This is a genomic window from Haloactinopolyspora sp., from assembly GCF_027324685.1.
Taxonomy (GTDB): Bacteria; Actinomycetota; Actinomycetes; order Jiangellales; family Jiangellaceae; genus Haloactinopolyspora.
The window spans coordinates 18,847-38,020 of the sequence record NZ_DAHVSH010000144.1 but is presented as its reverse complement, the minus strand read 5'-3'; the positions used below and the strand labels follow the sequence as shown (position 1 = coordinate 38,020).

The window sequence follows — 19,174 nt, the reverse complement described above, 5'->3', positions numbered from 1 at the left end:
CGGCCAAATGTCCCCATGCGGCGCTATGATGGCCCGTTCACCTGTGGTCATCACGCCGTTCTCCGGCACAACCGCCAGCATGGCTGTTAATTTTCAGGTGCTTGCTGCGAAACATGAACGTCGTTGTTTGCTCAGAGGAGCTGTCATGAACGCGCCCGAGGCGCCAGCCGATCGCCACCCCATCGGGTACTGGCTCAAACTGGTCGACAGGCTGATCGACCAGAGTTTCGACGCCGTCCTCGGCGGCGCCGCCATCACGCCTCGGCACTGGCAGATCCTCAACCTCCTGCAGCGAGGGCCCACGACCTACGCCGAGATCGACGACGAGGCCGCCCCCTACCTCGCTCCCCACATGCCCACCGTCCGTCCGGTCGTCGACGACCTGTGCAGCCGCGGCTGGGCCACCCCGCTCGGGCCTGACCGCGTCGGGCTCACCGAGACCGGCACGAAGGCGCTGACCGACATCCAGGGCCGTGTCGCCGCCCACCGCGAGCGCATCACCGAAGGCATCAGCGAAAGCGACTACCGCACCACCGTCGACGTACTCGCCCGGATGGCGACCAACCTCGGCTGGAGCGAGGAACGCGACATGGGGCCGATCTAGGTCCGCCGCTCTGCCGCGCGACACGCCCGGCCGCCGGAAGCCAGGTCTACCGGTAACCTCGCTTGAGCAGGTACTTGGCCCCGGCCGCGAAACCCTCGGTGCTGAGCAGTTCGAACCCCAAGGCGTCACCGAGGCGACCGGTCGTGTTGAACGCGGCGCACACCGCCAATGCGTCCCGGACCTGCTGGCGTGACACACCGGCAGCGAGCACCTCGCGCATGTCCTCAGCGCTCACGTCCGCCTCGCGGGTCAGCTTGCCGAGCATCCGCAACGTCGCGCGCAGCGGCTCCCCGATCGGTGCGGAGTCCACGTCAGCCAGCACCGCTTGGACCTTCGCGCCGTCCTGGTAGGCCTGTCCGGCGGTCGCGCTGTGGGCGCTGACGCAGAACGCGGAGTCGTTGACCTTCGAGATGTAGGCCGCCATCAGCTCGCGCTCAGCGACCGTCCACGCAGAGGGGCCCCGCATCGCCTCATGGGTGAACGCCTTCGCCACGTCGCCGTAGAAGCCGGGCCGGTAGAACACCAGCCTCGCGGCGATCTGGCATCGGGTGCCCGCTGAACACCCGGACGACGGCGAACAGCAGCTTGGCTCCGCGGCCGTATCCGTGGTTGAGGATGTCCAGTCGCATTATCCGGCGTCTCCGTCGTCTGCCGCTCGGGCCAGAGCTGCCAGCCCGGCATCGTACAACCGGGCGGACTGGCCGACCACGGCGCAGACCACCAACTCGAAGAGCTCGTCCTCGGTGTATCCGGACGCTTTCGCGTCGGCGAAGTCCGTGTCGGAGACCTGCGCAGGTTGCGTCACCACCTTGTCAATCAGGGGCTGCAGCTGCGCAGGGACGCCGTCGTTGTCGAACGCACGCGCGCGCTGCTCCGGCGTCGTCGTGGCCGGCGCGTTCAGGACCCGCTGCACCAACGCCTGGTGCGCTGCACGCTTGTTGTCCTCATCCGCCACGGGCACGCCGCCTCTCCGAGCGTGGTACAGCGCTGACCGACCGTGATCGACACGGGCCGGAGCAGATGATACTCGCCTGAGACGTCAAACGGCCGGAAGGGCAGGGTCGGCCCCGCCGTAGCGCCGATCGCGCCGCGCGAAGATCTCCACCGCCCGCCACAGCTGCCGGCGATCGAAATCCGGCCACAGCGTGTCGAGAAAGACCATCTCGGCGTAGGCCGACTGCCAGAGCATGAAGTTCGAAGTCCGCAGCTCACCGGAGGGCCGGAGGAACAGATCGACGTCGGGCAGGTCCGGGTTGTAGAGGTAACGGGCCAGCGTGCGGTCGTTCACCCGGCGCGGATCGACCTTACCGGCCGCGACATCAGCGGCCAGGGCGGCCGCGGCGTCACCGAGCTCGGCCCGCCCGCCGTAGTTGACACAGAACTGCAACGTGATGACGTCGTTGGTGCGGGTGCGCCGCTCGGCATCCTCGAGTTCGGCGATCACACTCTTCCACAGCCGGGGGCGTCGCCCCGCCCACCTGATCCGCACGCCGAGATCGTCCAGCTCGTCGCGCCGGCGCCGGATCACCGCCCGGTTGAACCCCATGAGGAATCGGACCTCCTCAGGCGTACGCCGCCAGTTCTCCGTCGAGAACGCATAGACGGACAGGTGCTGGATGCCCATCTCGATGGCGCCGTGGATCACATCGAGCAGGACGCCCTCACCGGCCTCGTGACCCTTGGTGCGCGGCAGGCCCCGCTGGTTCGCCCAGCGACCGTTGCCGTCCATGACGATGGCGACATGACCGGGCACCAACTCCGCCGGAATCGCCGGAGGGGTCGCGCCGGACGGATGCGGCGTCGGCGGCGTGTAAGTCTTCCTGCTCGCTCGGCGCCTCACCGCTCCACCTCACCGGTCGCGTTCGCCGCCTCGCACGCTCGGCGCCTCACCGCTCCACCAAACTCAACGACCGGAGCCCCCGCTCCAAATGCCACTGCAGGAAGGCGGCGGTGATGCCGGACGCTTCGCGACGAGCTTGCGGTGCGCTGGCGTCGGCCACCGCCCAGTCGCCGGTGAGGAGCGCCGCCAGCAGGGCAACGGTCTCCGGTGCCGGCGCGACCGTACCCGCCGGCCGGCACCCCGGACACACCATGCCGCCTGCCTGAACCGAGAACAGCCGGTGCGGCCCGGTGGCGTCGCAGCGCGCGCAGTCGGCGAAACTCGGCGCGAACCCGGCGATGGAGAGTCCACGCAGCAGGTAGGCGTCGAGCACCAGGCCCGGCTCGTGCTCGGCGTTGGCCAGCGTCCGCAACGCCCCCACCAGCAGGAGGTAGTGCTGGACCATCGGCTCGCGTTCCTCGGCGGTGAGCCGCTCGGCGGTCTCGAGGATCGCCGTTGCCGCGGTGTAGCGCCCGTAGTCGTCGGTGATGTTCATGCCGTAGGGGGCGATGGTCTCGGCCTGGGTGACGACGTCGAGGGTACGGCCGGTGGCCAGCTGCAGGTCGACGTGCATGAACGGCTCGAGGCGGGCGCCGAACCGGCTGCTCGTCCGTCGCACGCCCTTCGCCACCGCACGCACCCGGCCGTTGCCTCGCGTCAGCAGGGTGACGATGCGGTCCGCCTCGCCCAGCTTCTGGGTGCGCAGCACCACCGCTTCGTCACGATAAAGCGCCACGCGCCCACTGTATCGGCCGCAGCGCGCAGGAGTTCAGCGTCTCCGACCGGCATGTCGTCAGGCGGCGGCGAGCACCCGGAGGTGGCCCTGCGCTCCGTAATCGAGCAGTGCACGATCTGCCGTGATCAATGTCGCCCCCAGTACGCGAGCGGTCGCGACGATCATTCGGTCGGCCGGGTCACCCGGCAGCTCGCCCGGCAGTCGGGTGCTGGCCACCGCGATCTCCGGTGCTAGCGGGACGATCGTCAGACCAGGATGTGTCGCTACTGTCTCGACCCAGGTGCCGACGTCCCGGTACAGGATGAGCCTGTCCTTGGCCTCCAGCATGGAGACCTCCCACAGGCTGATGGCGCTGACGTGAGCGCCGTTGGCATACGACGCATTGTCGACCGTCTGCCGGAGCGCGGGTGAGATTCGCTCGTCACCGGCCAGCAACCAGATGAGCACGTGTGTGTCCAGCACCACTCCGGGATCGGACGTAGCCGGTCTGGTCAACGCGCGGCGTCCCACTCCTCGTCGATGGGCGAGACGAGGTCGTCGTACCGCGCTATTGATGCCGCGAAGGCGCCGAACAAGGGCGCGGGAGCGTCCGCGGGCACCAGCCTGGCCACGGGGCGCCCCCGCTTGGTGATCACCACCGGTTCACGCGTCTCGGCGACGTCGTCGAGCACCTTCAGGCACTCGGCCTTGAACCGGCCGGCCGGCAGACTCACATCAGCCTTCATATGACCATGGTCACGCACCATGGTCATGACCGTCAAACCTCCTCGTCAACAGGCCTTCGCCCACGAGCACTCGATGTCGTCGGGCAGGTCCACCGCCGGAACGTCGACCGTCCGGTGCGTAGCGGACTCCTCCGCGCTGTGCTCGGCCAGCCGCACCGCGATCCGGTCTTCGAGGTCACTCGTTTTGCCGCCGAGAAAGTCGTTGAACATGATCGAGAAGATCAGCTCGCGGCCGTCAGCGTCGGTCACGTAGCCCGACAGGGCGCTCGCTCCGGTCAGCGTGCCGGTCTTGGCGTGCACGTTGCCCGCGGCCGCCGTGCCGGCCATGCGCGAGCGCAGCGTGCCACCGACCATCCGGTCGGACTCTCCGGCGATCGGGAGCGCTTCGTACCAGGCGTCGAACCAGGAACGGTCCCGGGCCACTCGCAGCACGGTGGCGATCACGGCCGGCGGAATCAGATTGCGCCGCGAGAGCCCGGAGCCGTCCCGGTTGGACATCACGCTGGTGTCGACGCCGTAGCCGGTCGCGAGCTCGTCGCGCAGAATCTCGAGCCCTGCGTCCCAGGTTCCCTCATCGGCCACCACTCGGCCCATCTCCTTGATCAGGACCTCTGCATGCCCGTTGTTGCTCAGCTTCATGAACGGGATCATCAGCTCGCTCAGCGGCATCGACTCGTGCTCGGCGAGCACCCGCGCCTGCTCCGGCGTCGCACCTCGGCTCGTCTCGCCGATCACCCGCACGCCGTGGGCGCGTAGGGCCCGGACGAACACGTCCGCGGCGTAGTCGGCCGGTTCGGGCACGCTGACCCAGTCGCGGCTGGTGTCTCCCACGTCGATGCTGCCCGTGACGGTCACGACGTTCGTGCCGTGCTCACGTTCGACGCTGATGCCGCTGCCCGCACCGTCGGCGGCGGTGGTGGCCTCGTTCACGACGGTGACGGCGTCGGTCGGGGGCGTCACCGTCACCTCGGCGGCCTCGCCCGGCTGCGTGCCGGGCGTGACGTCGACGATGACCGTGCCGGCGTCGTAGTCGGTGTTGGGCGCCACGGTGAGGGCCGAGACGGGCGCGGCGTAATAGTACGGCTCGTCGTCCCAGGCCCAGTCGTTGCCGAGCCGCACGTCGCCGAAGCGGGTGTCGTCGGCCACCACGTCGCCGGTGACCACCTTCACCCCGCTGGCGGCGACCTGGGCGGCCAGGTCCGCGTAGTCCTCGGCGAGCATCGTCGGGTCGCCGCCGCCGCGCAGGTACAGCTCGCCTCGCAACACCGGCCCGGCGCGGCGCGCGGTCGTCGCCACGGTCGTGGTGAACGTGTGCTCAGGCCCGAGGACGTCCAAGGCGACAGCTGAGGTCAGCAGCTTCTCGTTGGACGCCGGCATCAAGCGCTGGCCGGGGTCGTGCTCGTACAAGGTGTCCCCCGTCGCCGCGTCCTGGACGACGACGGCAGCTTGGCCGCCGTCGATGCTGGGGTCGCCGACGATCTCGTCGAGGTCGGCGGTCAGCTGGTCGGACGCGGCGTCCGCCGGCGCGGGAGCCCAGGACTCCAGCACCGGCGGCACGAGGTTGACGCCCCCGACAAGCGCTCCGGCGACGATGGACGTGACGACGCTCCGGGTGCGTCCGCGCATGGCAGCTCCTCGCAGATCGTGGAAGATCACGTTCTTCAAGGCGCCGAGAATGGTCTGTACCTCTGGCGATGTCAAGACACCACGAGGCGTTATGCCGCTCCACCAGCCGTGCACGGGTGGTGGAGCAGGCAATCACCTAGTGAACATGATCATTTCACGAGGAGGCGGCGCGGTTGACGGCGCTGACGATGGCGCCGAGCGAGGCGGTGACGATGTTCGCATCCACCCCGACGCCCCAGTACACCTCGCCGCTCACAGCGCACTCGACGTAGGCGGCCGCCTTGGCGTCGGCCCCGGCGCTGAGCGCATGCTCGGCGTAATCGAGGACACGAACGTCGTAGCCGACGCTGGACAGCGCGTTGATGAACGAGTCGATCGGGCCGTCGCCGGAGCCGTGCAGGACCCGGTGCTCGCCCTCCAGCACCACCCCGACCTCGAGCGCGTCGCGTTCACCGGCCGCGGACAGCGTCTGGACCGAGTTCAGTGCGAGTGGAGTGTCGCGGCTCAGGTATTCGGCGGTGAAGATCTCACCCATCCGCTGCGGGCCGATCTCGCCGCCTTCGCCGTCGGTCACCGCCTGGACGACACCGGAGAACTCGATCTGCAGGCGGCGCGGCAGGTCGAATTGATGCTCGGTCTTCATCACATAGGCCACGCCGCCCTTGCCGGACTGCGAGTTCACCCGGATGACCGCCTCGTAGTTGCGCCCGAGGTCCTTGGGGTCCACCGGCAGGTACGGAACCTCCCAGGTGTGATCCTCCACCGCCGTGCCGGCGTTCTTGGCATCGCGCTCCAGCGCCTCGAAGCCCTTCTTGATCGCGTCCTGGTGGCTGCCGGAGAAGGCCGTGAAGACCAGGTCGCCGCTCCACGGGTGCCGCTCGTGGACGGGCAGCTGGTTGCAGTACTCCACTTCGCGCCGGATCTCGTCGATGTCGCTGAAGTCGATCTGCGGCTCGATCCCCTGGCTGAACAGGTTCATCCCGAGCGTGACCAGGCAGACGTTGCCCGTACGTTCGCCGTTGCCGAACAGGCAGCCTTCGACCCGGTCCGCGCCGGCCTGCAGTCCCAGCTCGGCCGCGGCCACAGCGGTGCCGCGATCGTTGTGCGGGTGAATCGACAGGATCATCGACTCACGACGAGGCAGGTTGCGGTGCATCCACTCGATGGAGTCGGCGTACACGTTCGGGGTGGCCATCTCGACCGTGGCCGGCAGGTTGACGATCATCGGGCGGTCCGGGGTCGGATCGAGAACGTCGGCGACCGCGCCGCAGATCTCCGCGGCGAACTCCAACTCGGTGCCGGTGTAGGACTCCGGCGAGTACTCCCAGTAGATCTCGGTGTCCGGCGTGATCGCCTCGGCGTACTTCAGCGCGGTCCGTGCCCCGGTGGTGGCGATGTCGGTGATGCCGTCGCGATCGAGCCCGAACACCACTCGGCGCTGCAGTACCGACGTGGAGTTGTACAGGTGGACGATCGCCTGGCGCGCGCCGACCAGCGACTGGAACGTCCGCTCGATCAGCTGGTCGCGGCACTGGGTGAGGACCTGGATGACGACGTCGTCGGGAATGTGCTCACCCTCGATGAGCTCGCGGACGAAGTCGAAGTCGGTCTGGCTCGCCGCCGGGAAACCCACCTCGATCTGCTTGTAGCCCATCTTGACCAGCAGCTGGAACATCCGCATCTTGCGCTCGGCGTCCATCGGATCGATGAGCGCCTGGTTGCCGTCACGCAGATCGACGGCGCACCACTGCGGCGCGGTCTCAATGCGCGCCGCGGGCCAGGTGCGATCCGGCAGCTCGACGGTGATCTGTTCGTGGAACGGGCGGTACCGATGGATGGGCATGCCGGATGGCTGTTGTGCCGGCGGCCAGGTATGTGCGCGGTCAGTGGGGGACATGTGACGTTGAACTCCTCGGATTGCGGTCGGACAAGCGCGACCGGCAGCGCGAACTCACCGCGATGAGGAAGCCGGTCTAGCGGGCCTCACCGCGGCAGCTAAGGAGGAGTCCGAACGTGCGCTGCACGGCCAAGAGCCTAACATCGCTCGGGGTTCGCCTTCCATCGGTTGCCGCCACCCGGGCGGCGCCGGCCCGCAGAAGCGCCCGGCCCCCAGTAGGCTGCGCTGGTGTCCGAATACTGCCGCGTAGGGCCCGACCACGTCCAGCTGACCTATCGATCCTGGGGCGACCCGAACTCGGCCCCCTCCCCTGTCGTTCTGCTGCACGGTCTGGGTGGAGACACATCCACCTGGGACGATGTCGCTCCCACCCTGGCCGCGGGCCGGCGGGTCTTCAGCTACGACGCGCGGGGACACGGCCGGAGCGATCGCCCGGGCACGTACTCCTTCGAGCTCATGCGCGACGACCTGCTCGGCTTTCTCGACGCTCTGGAACTGCCCCGCGTCGACCTGGTCGGGCATTCGATGGGCGGCGTGGTGTCGTACCTGTTCGCCATGGCTCACCCGGATCGCGTCGGACGGGTCGTGCTCGAGGAGACACCGCCGCCGTTTCCGCGCCCGGACGTCGTCGTGCCGGAGCGTCCGGCCGACGCCGAGACGCTCCCCTACGACTGGAAGGCCGTCGCGGCCATCCGGGCGCAGGTTCGCACGCCTCCGGCCACCTGGCTCGCGAGCCTTCCGGACATCGAAGCACCCACCCTGGTCATCGCCGGCGGCCCGGACAGCCAGGTACCGCAGGACCGGATAGCCGACATGGCCGCAGCAATGCCGCCCGCCACGCTGATCACGATCGACGCCGGCCACCTGGTCCACACCATGCGCCCGGACGACTTCGTGGCCGCCGTCGCCGATCACCTCGACGGCTGAGGCAGCACGACCTCGGTCAAAAGCCCAGCCGCCCGAGCTTTTTCGGATCACGCTGCCAGTCCTTGGCCACCTTGACGTGTAGATCGAGATAGATCGGCGTGCCGAGCAGACGCTCGATCTGTGCCCGCGCCACCGCGCCGACCTCACGCAACCGGGCGCCCTTGCGCCCGATGACGATGCCCTTCTGACTCTCGCGCTCGACGAACAGGTTCACGTGTACGTCCAGCAACGGCTGGTCGGCCGGTCGGTCCTCGCGGGGGATCATCTCCTCCACCACGACGGCGATCGAGTGCGGCAGCTCGTCGCGCACGCCTTCCAAGGCCGCCTCGCGGACGAGTTCGGCGACCAGTTTCTCCTCGGGCTCGTCGGTCAGCTCGCCGTCGGGGTACAACGGCGGGCCCGGCGGCATCTGGTCGAGCAGCAGTCCGATCAGCAGGTCGACCCGGGCATTCGTCGCAGCCGAGACCGGAACGATCTCGGCCCACTCGAGGCCGAACTGCGCCCCGAGTTCAGCCGTCGCGGCCAGCTGAACAGCCAGCCGGTCGTCGTCGACCAGATCCGTCTTGGTGACGACGGCGAACTTGGGCGTGCTGGGGATCGCTGCGATCTCTTCTGCGATGTACCGGTCACCGGGGCCGATGTTCTCGTCAGCGGGGATGCACAGGCCAACGACGTCGACTTCGGACCACGTGGTGCGCACGACGTCGTTCAACCGCTGGCCGAGCAAGGTCCGGGGCCGGTGCAGCCCCGGGGTGTCGACCACCACCAGCTGGCCGTCCGGACGGTGCACGATGCCCCGGATGGCGTGGCGCGTGGTCTGCGGGCGGCTCGACGTGATGGCGACCTTGTTGCCCACCATCGCGTTGGTCAGCGTCGACTTGCCGGCATTCGGCCGCCCCACGAAGCAGACGAAGCCGGACCGGAACGGCTGTGCGCTGGCTCCGTCGGCGTGGGTCATCCCACGAGTCTGCCATCCCGGTTCACCACTCGTTTATGTACAGGCGTACAGTTTTTCTTGTACGTTAGTACATGATTGCGGCCCGGACGGAAGGAACACCCTCATGATGGCCTGGCTGTTCGTCATCGTCGGCGGACTGTTCGAGACGGCTTTCGCCCTGTGCCTCAAGGCATCCGACGGCTTCACCAAGCTCTGGCCGACCGTCGGCTTCGTGCTGTCGGTCACCGTCAGCATGGGGTTGCTCGGGCTCGGGCTGCGAACCTTGCCGGTCGGCACCGGTTACGCGGTGTGGGTGGGTATCGGCGCCGTCGGCACGGCGATCGTCGGCATCCTTTATCTGGGCGACCCGGCCACGCTGCTGCGCGTGGCGGCCATCGCCTTGATCGTCGGCGGCGTGATCATGCTCAACCTGGCCGAGAGCGCGGCGCATTGATGGTCACGACCAAGGGTGAACGACGCAAAGCCGCGATCGTCGCGGCAGCTCAGCGGATTCTCGTCGTGGACGGGCTCGACGCGATCAGCCATCGCCGGGTCGCCGGCCAAGCCGGCGTCCCGCTCGGTGCCACCACGTACTACTTCACCGACCTGCACGATCTGCGGCGCGCCGCCGTCGACGCGCTCGCCGCGGCCGACTTGACCCGGATGGAGCGTGTCGCTGCCGAGCTCAGCGCCCAGACCGGCTCGGTGGCCGACACGGCTCGGGTGATCACCGAGTTGCTCACGCCGGAGCACGACGACGAGCTGGTGGCCTGGTACGAGCGATACGCACGCGCCGCGCGCGAACCGCTGTTCGCCACCGCGGCTCGGCGGATCAACGAGGCGGCCCGAAGCCACGTCGCCACCGTGCTTCGCGCCGCCGGGCTCGACGAACTCCCACCGGACGTGGTGCTCGCCATCGTGGACGGCGCGGTCCTGGGGGCGCTGGCCGCCGGTGACGACGACCCGCGCTCCGTCGCCGCCGGCGCACTGGCGTGCGTGCTCACCGGCGGCGACGGATCTGCGGCGTGATCTGACCGCGGCTACCGGCCCCGCTTGCGCAACGCCGCGTCGACGGCGGGGTCGCCCAGATGGCGCAGCCACTCGACCAACTCCGGATAGGTGGACGGGTTGGCCGCCACGTACGGCCGCAACGACGGCGCCTGGGCGGCGATGTCGGCCAGGGTCTGCAGCGGGGTGTTCGGGTCGGCGGCCGTGCGTGAATCGAAGCCGGCTTCGCGCACGACCTCATCCTCGCCGTCGGCACCATTGTCGGCACCGGCCGGCCCGTCCGCCGCTGTAGTCGGCAGGACCGCCGTCGCGTCGACAGGCTCGGGAGCCGGCGACGCGTCGGCGGGCTGAGCCGCAGTCGCGGCTTCGGCCTTCGGCTCGTCCTTCGGCGTCGCCGCATCCGCTGGTGCGGCCGAGCCTGCCGAGGCACTCACATCGGCGCTCGGGGACTTCTCCGCCGGTGTCGCCGCGCCAGCGGCCGCGGCGGATCCAGCCGGGCGGGCCGTATCGGCCGGCTTCGACGCATCGGGCTTCGATGCCTCCGGCTTCGACGCCTCGGGCTTGGCCGGTTCAGCGGCTTCGGCAGGCGTGGGAGTCGCAGCCGGTGTCGATGTCGGCGCAGCGGTGCCAGCGGCCGGGGGTCCGGACGCCACCGGCGGTGCCGCCGGCGTCTGGCTCGACTTCGCCGCCGAGCCGTTGCCGAAGCCCGCCGCGCTGACCGACACCGGGCCGAATTCGTCCCGGACCGCCTTGGGGGTGGTCAGCGCGAGAAGAATCGCCAGGGCGAACCACCACATGACGCTGACCATGGCAGCGTCGAACAGGCCGACGATCGCGAGATCGGAGGCCCCCAGAACCGAGACGATCACCACGCCGAGCACGGCGAACACCAAGCCCGCGCCGATGGCCACGGCGCGTCCCTGGTTCGGCGCCCCGACCAGCGCGTTACGTCCGACCAGCGCAGCGACCACGACCAGCAGGTGCAGCACCAGAACGGTGATCGCGCTGCCGCGTCCGTCCTCGATGTCGATGAGCTGAACGGCGTACATCACCGCGCCGAACACGCCCACGATCGCGACCAGCTGGAACAGGCGGATGGACATCGTGACCCACCGGGTGGCACCGGCCACCGGACGGTCGATGGCGGACAGTCCGGCCGAGGCGGCCGCGGCGCCGAGCGCCGGGTACAGCAACATGGCCGGCCCCAGAGCCCGCAGGTTCCACGCGTCGCTGAGCGTGCGCTCAGCGCCCAACTGCCACAGTGCGACGAACAGCCCCACGATCGCCAGCAGGACGAGGACGTCTCGCCAACCCGGCTGGCCACGGACCAGACCCATCGTCGGCATCGCCACGAGCGCGAGGAAGAACACGACGACGAGCAGGCGCAACGTGATGGGCGCCCAATCGAGATTCTCGGCGAAATCGATCAGGAACAGGACCGCGCTCAACACGCTCAGCAGGGCGAACAGGCCGGCCAACCCGATGGTGACGGCCCGCCACAGCGCACCGTCGCCGGGCGCGGGCTCCTGCTCGGCTTGCCGGCCCTGGGCCGCGAGCAGCGCGCCGGCCAGTCCGAACGCGATACCCACCCCAACGCCGTCGCCGCCGTCCTCACCCACGTACGCCAGGACGAAGGTCACCAGGACCACCACGACGTACGGGGCGTTGGCCGCCAGGCGGGTCAGCCGCAGTTGGGCGGTGCCCCAGGTGGCCGGGAGGATGCCGCCGCGTTTCAGGTACGGCAGGGTGAGCGAGACGATCGACAGCAGCGTCGCCAGGATCACGTAGACCTTGCCCGTCGCGGAGTCCACGGCGTCCCAGGGCATTCCGAACGACACGAGCAGCAACACCAGCGCGATGGCGTCGCGGCCGTAGTCGACGACCGGAATGTCGGCAAACGGGTTGATGCTGGCGCCGGGTCGCGCTCCCGGCGCCGCCTTCTGCTGCGCAGCGGCACCGCCTTGCCCGGGCGGGCCTGACGTCGCCTGCGCTGGAGTCGTCTGCCCCGAAGGCGCTGTCAGCTGCTGGCCGCAGTTGGCGCAATACGCCCCTCCGGTGGCAGGTGCTCCGCAGTTACTGCAGAAGTTCATTCACATCTCCGTCTCGATCGATCGCGCTCGTGCCGCAGCCGGGTCGGGCGGCACGGTAGCGCACTCACGTGCAGATATCTACGACCGCAAGGTGGCACGGTGTGTGCCGTCGGCTCCGGCCACGTACACCGGGACACCGGACCCGCCCAGCTCGCCCACCGCCTGGATATCGACGCTGCCCGGATCGTCGGCGGTCACCACCGCCGCTGCCTCCAGTCCGGTCGAGCCGCTGGATACCGCCATCGCGACCGCGACCTGGAGCGCCGAGAGCGTGAGCGACGGCAGGCTCACGTCGCTGGCGGCGTAGGTCCGTCCGTCGACGTCACGCACGGCCGCACCGCCCGTGGTGGCTCGGCGCGCCCGGGCCGAACGTGCCAAGGTGACGATCTTTGCGTCCTCGGGGTGGAGATCAACCGTCGAATCGCTCACGCATGCTCCTCATGTGGGTGTTCTGCCCCGACGCCAACGATGCGGCTGGCCACGATGGTTCCGATGCGGTTGCGTCGCCCCGCCGGGCCTTCGGCGACCAAGCGCAACCCGGCGACGTCGACTTGAGCGCCGGGGATCGGCACCCGGCCGAGGTGTTTGGCCATCAGCCCGCCGACCGTGTCGACGTCGTCGTCGGACAGCTCGATACCGAACAGATCACCGAGATCGTCGACGTGCAACCGGGAGCTCACCCGGACTGCGCCGCCGTCGAGCTCTTGTACCTCGACTTCGTCGTTGTCGTACTCGTCGGTGATCTCACCCACGATCTCTTCGAGGATGTCCTCGATGGTCACCAGCCCGGCGGTGCCGCCATACTCGTCGACGACGATGGCGACGTGAGTGCGCTGCGACTGCATCTCGCGCAGCAGAGCGTCCGCCGGCTTCGAGTCCGGCACGAAGAACGCCGGGCGAGCCACCGACTCGACCTTCTCGACGGACTCGGCGTCGCGGTTGTCGTACAGCCGCCGGGCGATGTCCTTGAGATAGACCATGCCGATGATGTCGTCGAGCCCTCCTGAGCCCACGACCGGGATACGGCTGAATCCGCTGCGCAGCGCCAACGATTGGAACTGGCGCAACGTCTTGCCGGCCTCGATGAACACCACGTCGGGACGCGGCACCATGACCTCGCGGACGACGGTGTCGCCGAGCTCGAACACCGAGTGGATCATCTCACGCTCGCCGGATTCGATGATCCGTCCCGCCTCGGCGAGGTCGACCATCTCGCGCAGTTCGGCCTCGGACGCGAACGGGCCCTCGCGGAACCCCTGCCCCGGGGTGAGCGCATTGCCGAGCAGGATGAGCAGCCGCGCGATCGGGCCCAAGGCCCGGGTGAAGCTCAGCAACGGGCCCGCGAAGGCCAACGCGACGCCGTCGGAGTGCTGACGCCCGATGGTGCGCGGCGCGACACCCACCACGACGTAGGAGACCACGACCATGGACCCGGCGGCCACCAGCAGCGTCAGCCACCACGGCTCGAAATACTGTTCACACACGACCGCGACCAGAACGACCGCGCAGATCTCGGCCGTCATCCGCAGCAGCAGCACGGTGTTCAGCGCGGGCACCGGATCGTCAGCGAAGCGCTGCAACGCTTCCGCGCCGCGGCGTTGCTCGCGCCGCAGCTGCGCGGCACGGACGCGGGAGAACGTCGTCAATGCCGCCTCGGCCATGGCGATCACGCCTGCGACCACTGCCAGCACGGCGGCCGAGACGAGCAACCAGACCGTAGCTGAGGCGAACATCAGGTGCGGGCCCGCCGGGCCGTGCGCCAGTCGGACAGCAGACTCTTCTGCAAGCCGAACATCGTCTTCTCCTCCTCCGGCTCGGCGTGATCGTAGCCGAGCAGGTGAAGAATGCCGTGGGTGGTGAGTAGATGCAGCTCGTCGGCGGTGCTGTGCCCGGCCGCGCGCGCCTGGGTGGCCGCGACCTCGGGACACAGCACGACGTCGCCGAGCAGGCCGGGCTCGGGCTCGGCGTCGTCAGGCGTGGGCCGCAGCTCGTCCATGGGGAAGGACAGCACGTCGGTGGGACCCGGCTCGTCCATCCACTGCACGTGCAGCTCCTCCATGGTCGTGGTGTCGACCAGGAGAATGGCCAGCTCGGCCAGCGGATGGATGCGTTGGTTGTCGAGCACGAACCGGGCGAGATCGGACAGCGCCTTGACGTCGACGTCAACGGGGCTCTCGTTGTTGACCTCGATGGTCACGGACGTCTCCCGGGCACCCGCGACCGCCCGTTACCGCGTGCGGCGTCCTGTTCGGCGTCGTAGCGGGTGTACGCGTCGACGATTTCGCCGACCAGCCGGTGCCGGACCACGTCGTGACTGGACAGCCTGCAGAAGTGCACGTCGTCGATGTCGCCGAGGATGCCTTCGACGATCTTCAACCCGCTGGACGTGCCCGCCGGCAGGTCGACCTGGGTGACGTCACCGGTGACCACCATCTTGGACCCGAACCCGAGCCGAGTCAGGAACATCTTCATCTGCTCGCCCGAGGTGTTCTGCGCCTCGTCGAGGATGACGAATGCGTCGTTGAGCGTGCGTCCGCGCATGTAGGCCAGCGGCGCCACCTCGATGGTGCCCTCGGTCATCAACCGCGGGATGGAAGCGGGGTCCATCATGTCGTGCAGAGCGTCGTACAGCGGGCGCAGATACGGATCGATCTTCTCCGACAGCGTGCCGGGCAAGAACCCGAGCCGCTCGCCGGCCTCGATGGCCGGGCGCGTGAGCAGGATGCGATTGACCTGCTTGGCCTGCAGCGCCTGTACGGCCTTGGCCACGGCCAGGTAGGTCTTGCCGGTGCCGGCCGGACCGATGCCGAACACGACCGTGTGCTCGTCGATCGCGTCGACGTAGCGCTTCTGGTTGAGCGTCTTGGCGCGAATCGTGCGGCCACGATTGGACAGGATGTTCGCGGTCAGTACGTCAGCCGGGCGCTCCTCGGTGCGGGCTCGCAGCATCGCGACGGTGCGCTCGACGGCTTCGGGGGTCAACCCTTGACCGGTGCGCAAGACCGCCACCATCTCGTCCAGGACTCGCTCCGCCTCGGCGATGTCGCCGGTCGGCCCGGTCATGGTGATCCGATTGCCGCGCACGTGGATGTCGACATCGTCGAAGGAGTCCTCCACGACGCGGATCAACTCGTCGCCCGAGCCGAGCAAACTCACCATGGGGATGCTCGAGGGGACGACGATCGCGTTCTGGGCCTGTTCGGTGGCCACGTCTGCCTTTGCCATGGGACGGTCCCGGTCGGGACCTGATCACGCCTGCCTTTCGGGGTGTGCTGGTATCTAACCGTCATGCTACCTGCGTGGACCGGCTCCAGTCGCGGGCATTCTCGTCTCGGTGCCCTCGCGCCGGTCGCTCAGCCAGGGGGCCAGGTCATGTCACGTCCACCGAGCACATGAGCGTGCACGTGGAAGACCGATTGGCCCGCCTGCACACCTGTGTTGAACACCAGGCGGAAGGCTTCGATTCCCTCGTCAGCGGCGACCGCGCTCGCCTCGCGCACGACTTCGGTGAGCGTCTCGGGCGCCTCGGCCGCCAGGGCCGCGACGTTCACGTAGTGCTCCTTCGGTATCACCAGGACGTGGGTCGGCGCCTGCGGGGCGATGTCGCGGAACGCGATGGAGCGTTCCGAGCGCCGGACGATGGTGGCCGGGACCTGTCCGTCGACGATCTTGCAGAACAGGCAGTCGGCGTCTCGGGTCACGGTGCCTCCGATTCGGTGCGAGTCATGTCAGTGCAGTCCGGTTCAGTGCAGTTCGGTTCAGTGCAATTCAGTACAGACAGTGCGGCGGCGGTGCCGATCATCCGGCCGGTCTCCTGCCCAGGATCTCAAGATCGTACGCTCTGGGGCCATGCGGAGAAGGAAAGACGACGCCGAGGACGAGGAGTCCGTCTACGCCGAGGCGATGCGCCAGTACGAGGAGTACGACGAGATCGTCCACCGGCGGCGTCGCAACCGGCGCATCTTCTTCGGTGTGTTGGCCGGACTCGTCACGCTCGTGTTGGTCGCCGGTGTCAGCGTGGCGTGGTTCGTCAACCGGGTCTCGTCGAACATCCCGCGAATCCCCGACGCCTTCGACATCCCCGACGAACAGCGCCCGCCCGAGGCCGGCGGCGACGCCGTGACGTTCCTGCTCGGCGGCTTGGACAACGCCGACGGCCTGGACAGCGCGGAGGTGTTCCAGCCCGGCGCCGCACGCACGGACACGATCATGCTGGTGCACGTCCCGGACGGACGCGACCACGGCTATGTCGTGTCGATCCCGCGAGACACCTACGTCGACATCCCCGACCACGGTGCGAACAAGATCAACGCCGCCTACTCGTTCGACGGGCCGGCACTGTTCGTCCGCACCGTCGAGCAGCTGATCGGCTTTCGCATCGATCACCTCGCGCTGATCGACTGGAGCGGGTTCGAGGAACTCACCGACGAGCTCGGTGGCGTCACTCTGACCTTCGACGAGCCCACCGTGCTCGCCGACGACACCACCCTGCCCGCGGGCGAGCACGTGCTGGACGGAGAGACCGCCTTGCAGTACGTCCGGGAGCGCAAGGGCCTGCCGGCCGGTGACTTCGATCGGGTCAAGCGCCAGCAGAACTTCCTGCGCGCGCTGATGAACGAGCTGCTGTCGGCGGGCACTTTCACCAGCCCGAACACCATGAACGGCCTCGCAGACGCCATCGGTGAGACAGCGCGCGTCGACGAAGGTCTCGGCGCCTTCGACATGGTGCGTCTGGGCCTGTCCATGCGCGGGCTTCGCGCCGACGACATGACGTTCCTCACCGTGCCCACGGACGGAACCGGCGAGGCGGGCGGGCAGAGCATCGTCGTCTACGACGAGCAGCGCGCCGGTGAGCTGTGGGCGGCGCTTCAAGCCGACGACATGGATGCCTTCCTCACGGCCAACCCCGACCTCGTCACCGGCCACGACGTCAGCTGAACGCGGCGGTGCTCGCAGGCGGCGCGAAAGATCATTCGGGCATCGTACGGACGGCGCCACCCGCACCTGCACCGAGCTTGCGCCGTTTCACCGAATGGCCACCCCGACGCGAGGCCGATCACCTACGGTGGCCCGGCACATGTAAACCAAACCGCACGGCACGGCGTCATCAGGGGTATGTGGTGGAAGAGCAGATCGAATCCGCGGCAGACGCTGCGGTCACGGACCTCTACGCGGCCCACTACGTCCGACTCGTCCGGTTGGGCACTTTGCTCCAGGGCGATCATGCCGTTGCCGAAGAGGTCGTCCAAGACGCCTTCGTCGCCCTGCACCGGCGATGGCGCTCGCTGCGCGACCCCGATCGCGCCGTGGCGTACCTGCGCACGTCCGTGGTGCACGGCTGCCGATCGGTGCAGCGGCGCCGCGGGGTCGCCGCGCGCCATCCCGAGAACCCACCGGACCATGCACCCAGCGCCGAGCACGAAGCGCTGCTCGATGCCGCCGGAGCCGCCGTGGTCGATGCGCTGCGCGAGTTGCCGCGGCGACAGCGCGAGGCCGTCGTGCTCCGCTACTACGGCGGCCTGGTCGAGGCGGAGATCGCCGAAGCCATGAAGATCAGCCGCGGCGCCGTCAAGAGCCACCTCTCGCGGGGCATGGCCGGGCTGCGTACCGCCATGGCCGCGTGGTCGTAAGGGGTACATCATGAACACGCCACATGAACCCGACGAATTCTCCCCCGAGGAACAGCGCCTGCGCGACGCCTTGCACCACGCCGCCGGCCAGGTGCACCCCGGCCCCGACGGGCTGGCGCAGATCCGGCGGCGCACCGCCGCGTCGATCCCCTGGTGGCGTACGCCGGTGGCCGTCGGCCTGGCCGGTGCGACCGTCGTGGCAGCGGCGGTCATCGCCGGCGGCGTGGCGGTCCTCGGCGACGACGAGAGCCCCGTCGTGACGGCCGACTCGACGTCCACACCGCCGGAGTCCACCGACCCCATGCCCGCAGAGTCCGGCGCCGCCACGTCCGGGAACTCCCCGACCCAGACCGAGGGTGAACCGACCGAGCAGGCAGATGTCCGGACCATCACCGTTCCGGTCTATTACGTCGTCGACACACCGGCCGGGCTCCGTTTGACGCGCGAGTTCCGCGAGGTCGAGTCCGCCGCGCCGGCGGTGACCACAGCAGTGGCCCAGCTCGGCGAACCACCGCTCGACCCGGACTACCGCACCCTGTGGCCGAGGGGACTCGACGTCGAGTCCACCCAGGTGGAAGACGACACGATCGACGTCGTGTTCGCCACGATGCCAGAGCTCGAAGCCGACTCCAGCGAGGCGGCACGGATGGCCGCGCAGCAACTCATCTACACCGCGACCGCCGCGGCAGCCATGCACGACGCCGGCTCCGCCACGACCGTGCAGGTGAGCGTGGACGGCGAGCCGGCGGCCTGGCCACAAGGCGGGCCGGATCTGGCCGATCCCGCCGGCCGCGCCGACCCCTTGGAGGTCCGCCAGCTCGTGCAGATCGACGAGCCGGGCCATGGCGCGACGGTGGCCAATCCGGTCGCGGTGCGCGGTTCCGGCGCCGCGTTCGAGGCGACGCTGCAGTGGGAGGTCCGCAGCGACGGCGACGTCGTCGACTCAGGCACCGTCACGGCCGAAGAGTGCTGCACCATGTCGCCGTTCGAGTTCGAGCTCGACCTCGAACCGGGGACCTATGAGGTCGTCGTCAGTGAGATCGACGTCTCCGGCGGCGAGGGCCGCGCGCCGATGAGCGACACCAAGACCTTCACGGTGCAGTGAGCCGCGCGGT

At 69.0% G+C, this 19,174-nt stretch carries 22 protein-coding genes; 7 read left to right on the top strand and 15 right to left on the bottom strand.

Features of this window, described 5'->3' with window-relative positions:
* The first annotated feature begins 145 nt into the window (after positions 1-145).
* Positions 146-604: a hypothetical protein gene (locus M6444_RS15845; RefSeq protein WP_298329425.1), complete on the top strand. Its 459-nt coding sequence runs from the start codon at positions 146-148 to the stop codon at positions 602-604.
* A gap of 46 nt (positions 605-650) precedes the next feature.
* Here the strand turns inward: M6444_RS15845 and M6444_RS15840 are convergent, their stop codons facing one another.
* The 8 genes from M6444_RS15840 to leuA form a co-directional block, all read right to left on the bottom strand.
* Positions 651-1,127 (bottom strand): carboxymuconolactone decarboxylase family protein, encoded by a 477-nt coding sequence (locus tag M6444_RS15840; protein ID WP_298329422.1) that lies wholly within the window; start codon positions 1,125-1,127, stop codon positions 651-653.
* Between the two features lie 105 nt (positions 1,128-1,232).
* Positions 1,233-1,565, bottom strand: a complete 333-nt coding sequence (locus M6444_RS15835) for a hypothetical protein (protein ID WP_298329419.1) — start codon at positions 1,563-1,565, stop codon at positions 1,233-1,235.
* Positions 1,566-1,643: 78 nt separating this feature from the next.
* Positions 1,644-2,444, bottom strand: a complete 801-nt coding sequence (locus M6444_RS15830; RefSeq protein ID WP_298329418.1) for an isoprenyl transferase — start codon at positions 2,442-2,444, stop codon at positions 1,644-1,646.
* Between the two features lie 46 nt (positions 2,445-2,490).
* The gene (recO, locus tag M6444_RS15825) at positions 2,491-3,219 is read right to left on the bottom strand and encodes a DNA repair protein RecO (RefSeq protein ID WP_298329414.1); all 729 of its coding nucleotides are present in this window, start codon (positions 3,217-3,219) and stop codon (positions 2,491-2,493) included.
* A gap of 57 nt (positions 3,220-3,276) precedes the next feature.
* Positions 3,277-3,684 (bottom strand): type II toxin-antitoxin system VapC family toxin, encoded by a 408-nt coding sequence (locus tag M6444_RS15820; protein ID WP_298329411.1) that lies wholly within the window; start codon positions 3,682-3,684, stop codon positions 3,277-3,279.
* A gap of 26 nt (positions 3,685-3,710) precedes the next feature.
* Positions 3,711-3,944, bottom strand: coding sequence for a type II toxin-antitoxin system Phd/YefM family antitoxin (locus M6444_RS15815; RefSeq protein WP_298329407.1), 234 nt, complete (start codon positions 3,942-3,944; stop codon positions 3,711-3,713).
* 45 nt (positions 3,945-3,989) lie between these two features.
* Positions 3,990-5,570 carry a D-alanyl-D-alanine carboxypeptidase/D-alanyl-D-alanine-endopeptidase gene (gene dacB / locus M6444_RS15810; RefSeq protein WP_298329404.1) on the bottom strand — a complete coding sequence of 527 codons (1,581 nt, stop codon included), beginning with the start codon at positions 5,568-5,570 and terminating at the stop codon, positions 3,990-3,992.
* A gap of 154 nt (positions 5,571-5,724) precedes the next feature.
* Positions 5,725-7,467, bottom strand: a complete 1,743-nt coding sequence (gene leuA / locus M6444_RS15805; RefSeq protein WP_298329401.1) for a 2-isopropylmalate synthase — start codon at positions 7,465-7,467, stop codon at positions 5,725-5,727.
* A gap of 228 nt (positions 7,468-7,695) precedes the next feature.
* On the opposite strand from leuA, the gene M6444_RS15800 reads away from it, so the two are divergent.
* A complete protein-coding gene (locus M6444_RS15800) occupies positions 7,696-8,394 on the top strand; it encodes an alpha/beta fold hydrolase (RefSeq protein ID WP_298329398.1) in 699 nt (232 codons plus the stop codon).
* Between the two features lie 16 nt (positions 8,395-8,410).
* On the opposite strand, the gene era is transcribed toward M6444_RS15800, so the two are convergent.
* Positions 8,411-9,352 carry a GTPase Era gene (gene era / locus M6444_RS15795; RefSeq protein ID WP_298329395.1) on the bottom strand — a complete coding sequence of 314 codons (942 nt, stop codon included), beginning with the start codon at positions 9,350-9,352 and terminating at the stop codon, positions 8,411-8,413.
* Between the two features lie 106 nt (positions 9,353-9,458).
* On the opposite strand from era, the gene M6444_RS15790 reads away from it, so the two are divergent.
* Together M6444_RS15790 and M6444_RS15785 are read left to right on the top strand one after the other, a co-directional pair.
* Complete coding sequence (locus M6444_RS15790; RefSeq protein ID WP_363326398.1) at positions 9,459-9,785, top strand: multidrug efflux SMR transporter; 327 nt, start codon at positions 9,459-9,461, stop codon at positions 9,783-9,785.
* A complete protein-coding gene (locus M6444_RS15785) occupies positions 9,785-10,360 on the top strand; it encodes a hypothetical protein (RefSeq protein ID WP_298329390.1) in 576 nt (191 codons plus the stop codon). The genes M6444_RS15790 and M6444_RS15785 overlap by 1 nt, the downstream gene beginning before the upstream one ends.
* An 11-nt stretch (positions 10,361-10,371) precedes the next feature.
* Here the strand turns inward: M6444_RS15785 and M6444_RS15780 are convergent, their stop codons facing one another.
* The 6 genes from M6444_RS15780 to M6444_RS15755 form a co-directional block, all read right to left on the bottom strand.
* Positions 10,372-12,429 (bottom strand): zinc ribbon domain-containing protein, encoded by a 2,058-nt coding sequence (locus tag M6444_RS15780; protein ID WP_298329387.1) that lies wholly within the window; start codon positions 12,427-12,429, stop codon positions 10,372-10,374.
* A gap of 78 nt (positions 12,430-12,507) precedes the next feature.
* The gene (locus tag M6444_RS15775) at positions 12,508-12,858 is read right to left on the bottom strand and encodes a hypothetical protein (RefSeq protein ID WP_298329385.1); all 351 of its coding nucleotides are present in this window, start codon (positions 12,856-12,858) and stop codon (positions 12,508-12,510) included.
* Positions 12,855-14,162, bottom strand: coding sequence for a hemolysin family protein (locus M6444_RS15770; RefSeq protein ID WP_298329383.1), 1,308 nt, complete (start codon positions 14,160-14,162; stop codon positions 12,855-12,857). Before M6444_RS15770 ends, M6444_RS15775 begins: the two co-directional genes overlap by 4 nt.
* Complete coding sequence (gene ybeY / locus M6444_RS15765) at positions 14,162-14,626, bottom strand: rRNA maturation RNase YbeY (protein WP_298329381.1); 465 nt, start codon at positions 14,624-14,626, stop codon at positions 14,162-14,164. Before ybeY ends, M6444_RS15770 begins: the two co-directional genes overlap by 1 nt.
* Positions 14,623-15,654, bottom strand: a complete 1,032-nt coding sequence (locus M6444_RS15760; protein ID WP_298329378.1) for a PhoH family protein — start codon at positions 15,652-15,654, stop codon at positions 14,623-14,625. Before M6444_RS15760 ends, ybeY begins: the two co-directional genes overlap by 4 nt.
* Positions 15,655-15,782: 128 nt before the next feature.
* Positions 15,783-16,130, bottom strand: a complete 348-nt coding sequence (locus M6444_RS15755) for a histidine triad nucleotide-binding protein (protein WP_298329374.1) — start codon at positions 16,128-16,130, stop codon at positions 15,783-15,785.
* Between the two features lie 148 nt (positions 16,131-16,278).
* Between M6444_RS15755 and M6444_RS15750 the strand changes: the two genes are divergently transcribed.
* The 3 genes from M6444_RS15750 to M6444_RS15740 all read left to right on the top strand — a co-directional run bounded on the left by M6444_RS15750 (position 16,279) and on the right by M6444_RS15740 (position 19,164).
* The gene (locus M6444_RS15750; protein ID WP_298329371.1) at positions 16,279-17,367 is read left to right on the top strand and encodes an LCP family protein; all 1,089 of its coding nucleotides are present in this window, start codon (positions 16,279-16,281) and stop codon (positions 17,365-17,367) included.
* Between the two features lie 182 nt (positions 17,368-17,549).
* A complete protein-coding gene (locus M6444_RS15745) occupies positions 17,550-18,059 on the top strand; it encodes a SigE family RNA polymerase sigma factor (protein WP_298329368.1) in 510 nt (169 codons plus the stop codon).
* A 10-nt stretch (positions 18,060-18,069) separates the two neighbouring features.
* Positions 18,070-19,164, top strand: a complete 1,095-nt coding sequence (locus tag M6444_RS15740) for a Gmad2 immunoglobulin-like domain-containing protein (RefSeq protein WP_298329366.1) — start codon at positions 18,070-18,072, stop codon at positions 19,162-19,164.
* Positions 19,165-19,174 lie beyond the last annotated feature (10 nt).

Excerpts from the sequence above, each read along its gene's own strand:
- M6444_RS15760 (WP_298329378.1), bottom strand. The coding sequence starts at position 15,654 with ATGGCAAAGGCAGACGTGGCCACCGAACAGGCCCAGAACGCGATCGTC.
- era (WP_298329395.1), bottom strand. The coding sequence starts at position 9,352 with ATGACCCACGCCGACGGAGCCAGCGCACAGCCGTTCCGGTCCGGCTTC.
- M6444_RS15815 (WP_298329407.1), bottom strand. The coding sequence starts at position 3,944 with ATGAAGGCTGATGTGAGTCTGCCGGCCGGCCGGTTCAAGGCCGAGTGC.
- M6444_RS15845 (WP_298329425.1), top strand. The coding sequence starts at position 146 with ATGAACGCGCCCGAGGCGCCAGCCGATCGCCACCCCATCGGGTACTGG.
- M6444_RS15780 (WP_298329387.1), bottom strand. The coding sequence starts at position 12,429 with ATGAACTTCTGCAGTAACTGCGGAGCACCTGCCACCGGAGGGGCGTAT.
- dacB (WP_298329404.1), bottom strand. The coding sequence starts at position 5,570 with ATGCGCGGACGCACCCGGAGCGTCGTCACGTCCATCGTCGCCGGAGCG.
- M6444_RS15770 (WP_298329383.1), bottom strand. The coding sequence starts at position 14,162 with ATGTTCGCCTCAGCTACGGTCTGGTTGCTCGTCTCGGCCGCCGTGCTG.
- leuA (WP_298329401.1), bottom strand. The coding sequence starts at position 7,467 with ATGTCCCCCACTGACCGCGCACATACCTGGCCGCCGGCACAACAGCCA.
- M6444_RS15740 (WP_298329366.1), top strand. The coding sequence starts at position 18,070 with ATGAACACGCCACATGAACCCGACGAATTCTCCCCCGAGGAACAGCGC.
- M6444_RS15790 (WP_363326398.1), top strand. The coding sequence starts at position 9,459 with ATGGCCTGGCTGTTCGTCATCGTCGGCGGACTGTTCGAGACGGCTTTC.
- M6444_RS15750 (WP_298329371.1), top strand. The coding sequence starts at position 16,279 with ATGCGGAGAAGGAAAGACGACGCCGAGGACGAGGAGTCCGTCTACGCC.
- M6444_RS15785 (WP_298329390.1), top strand. The coding sequence starts at position 9,785 with ATGGTCACGACCAAGGGTGAACGACGCAAAGCCGCGATCGTCGCGGCA.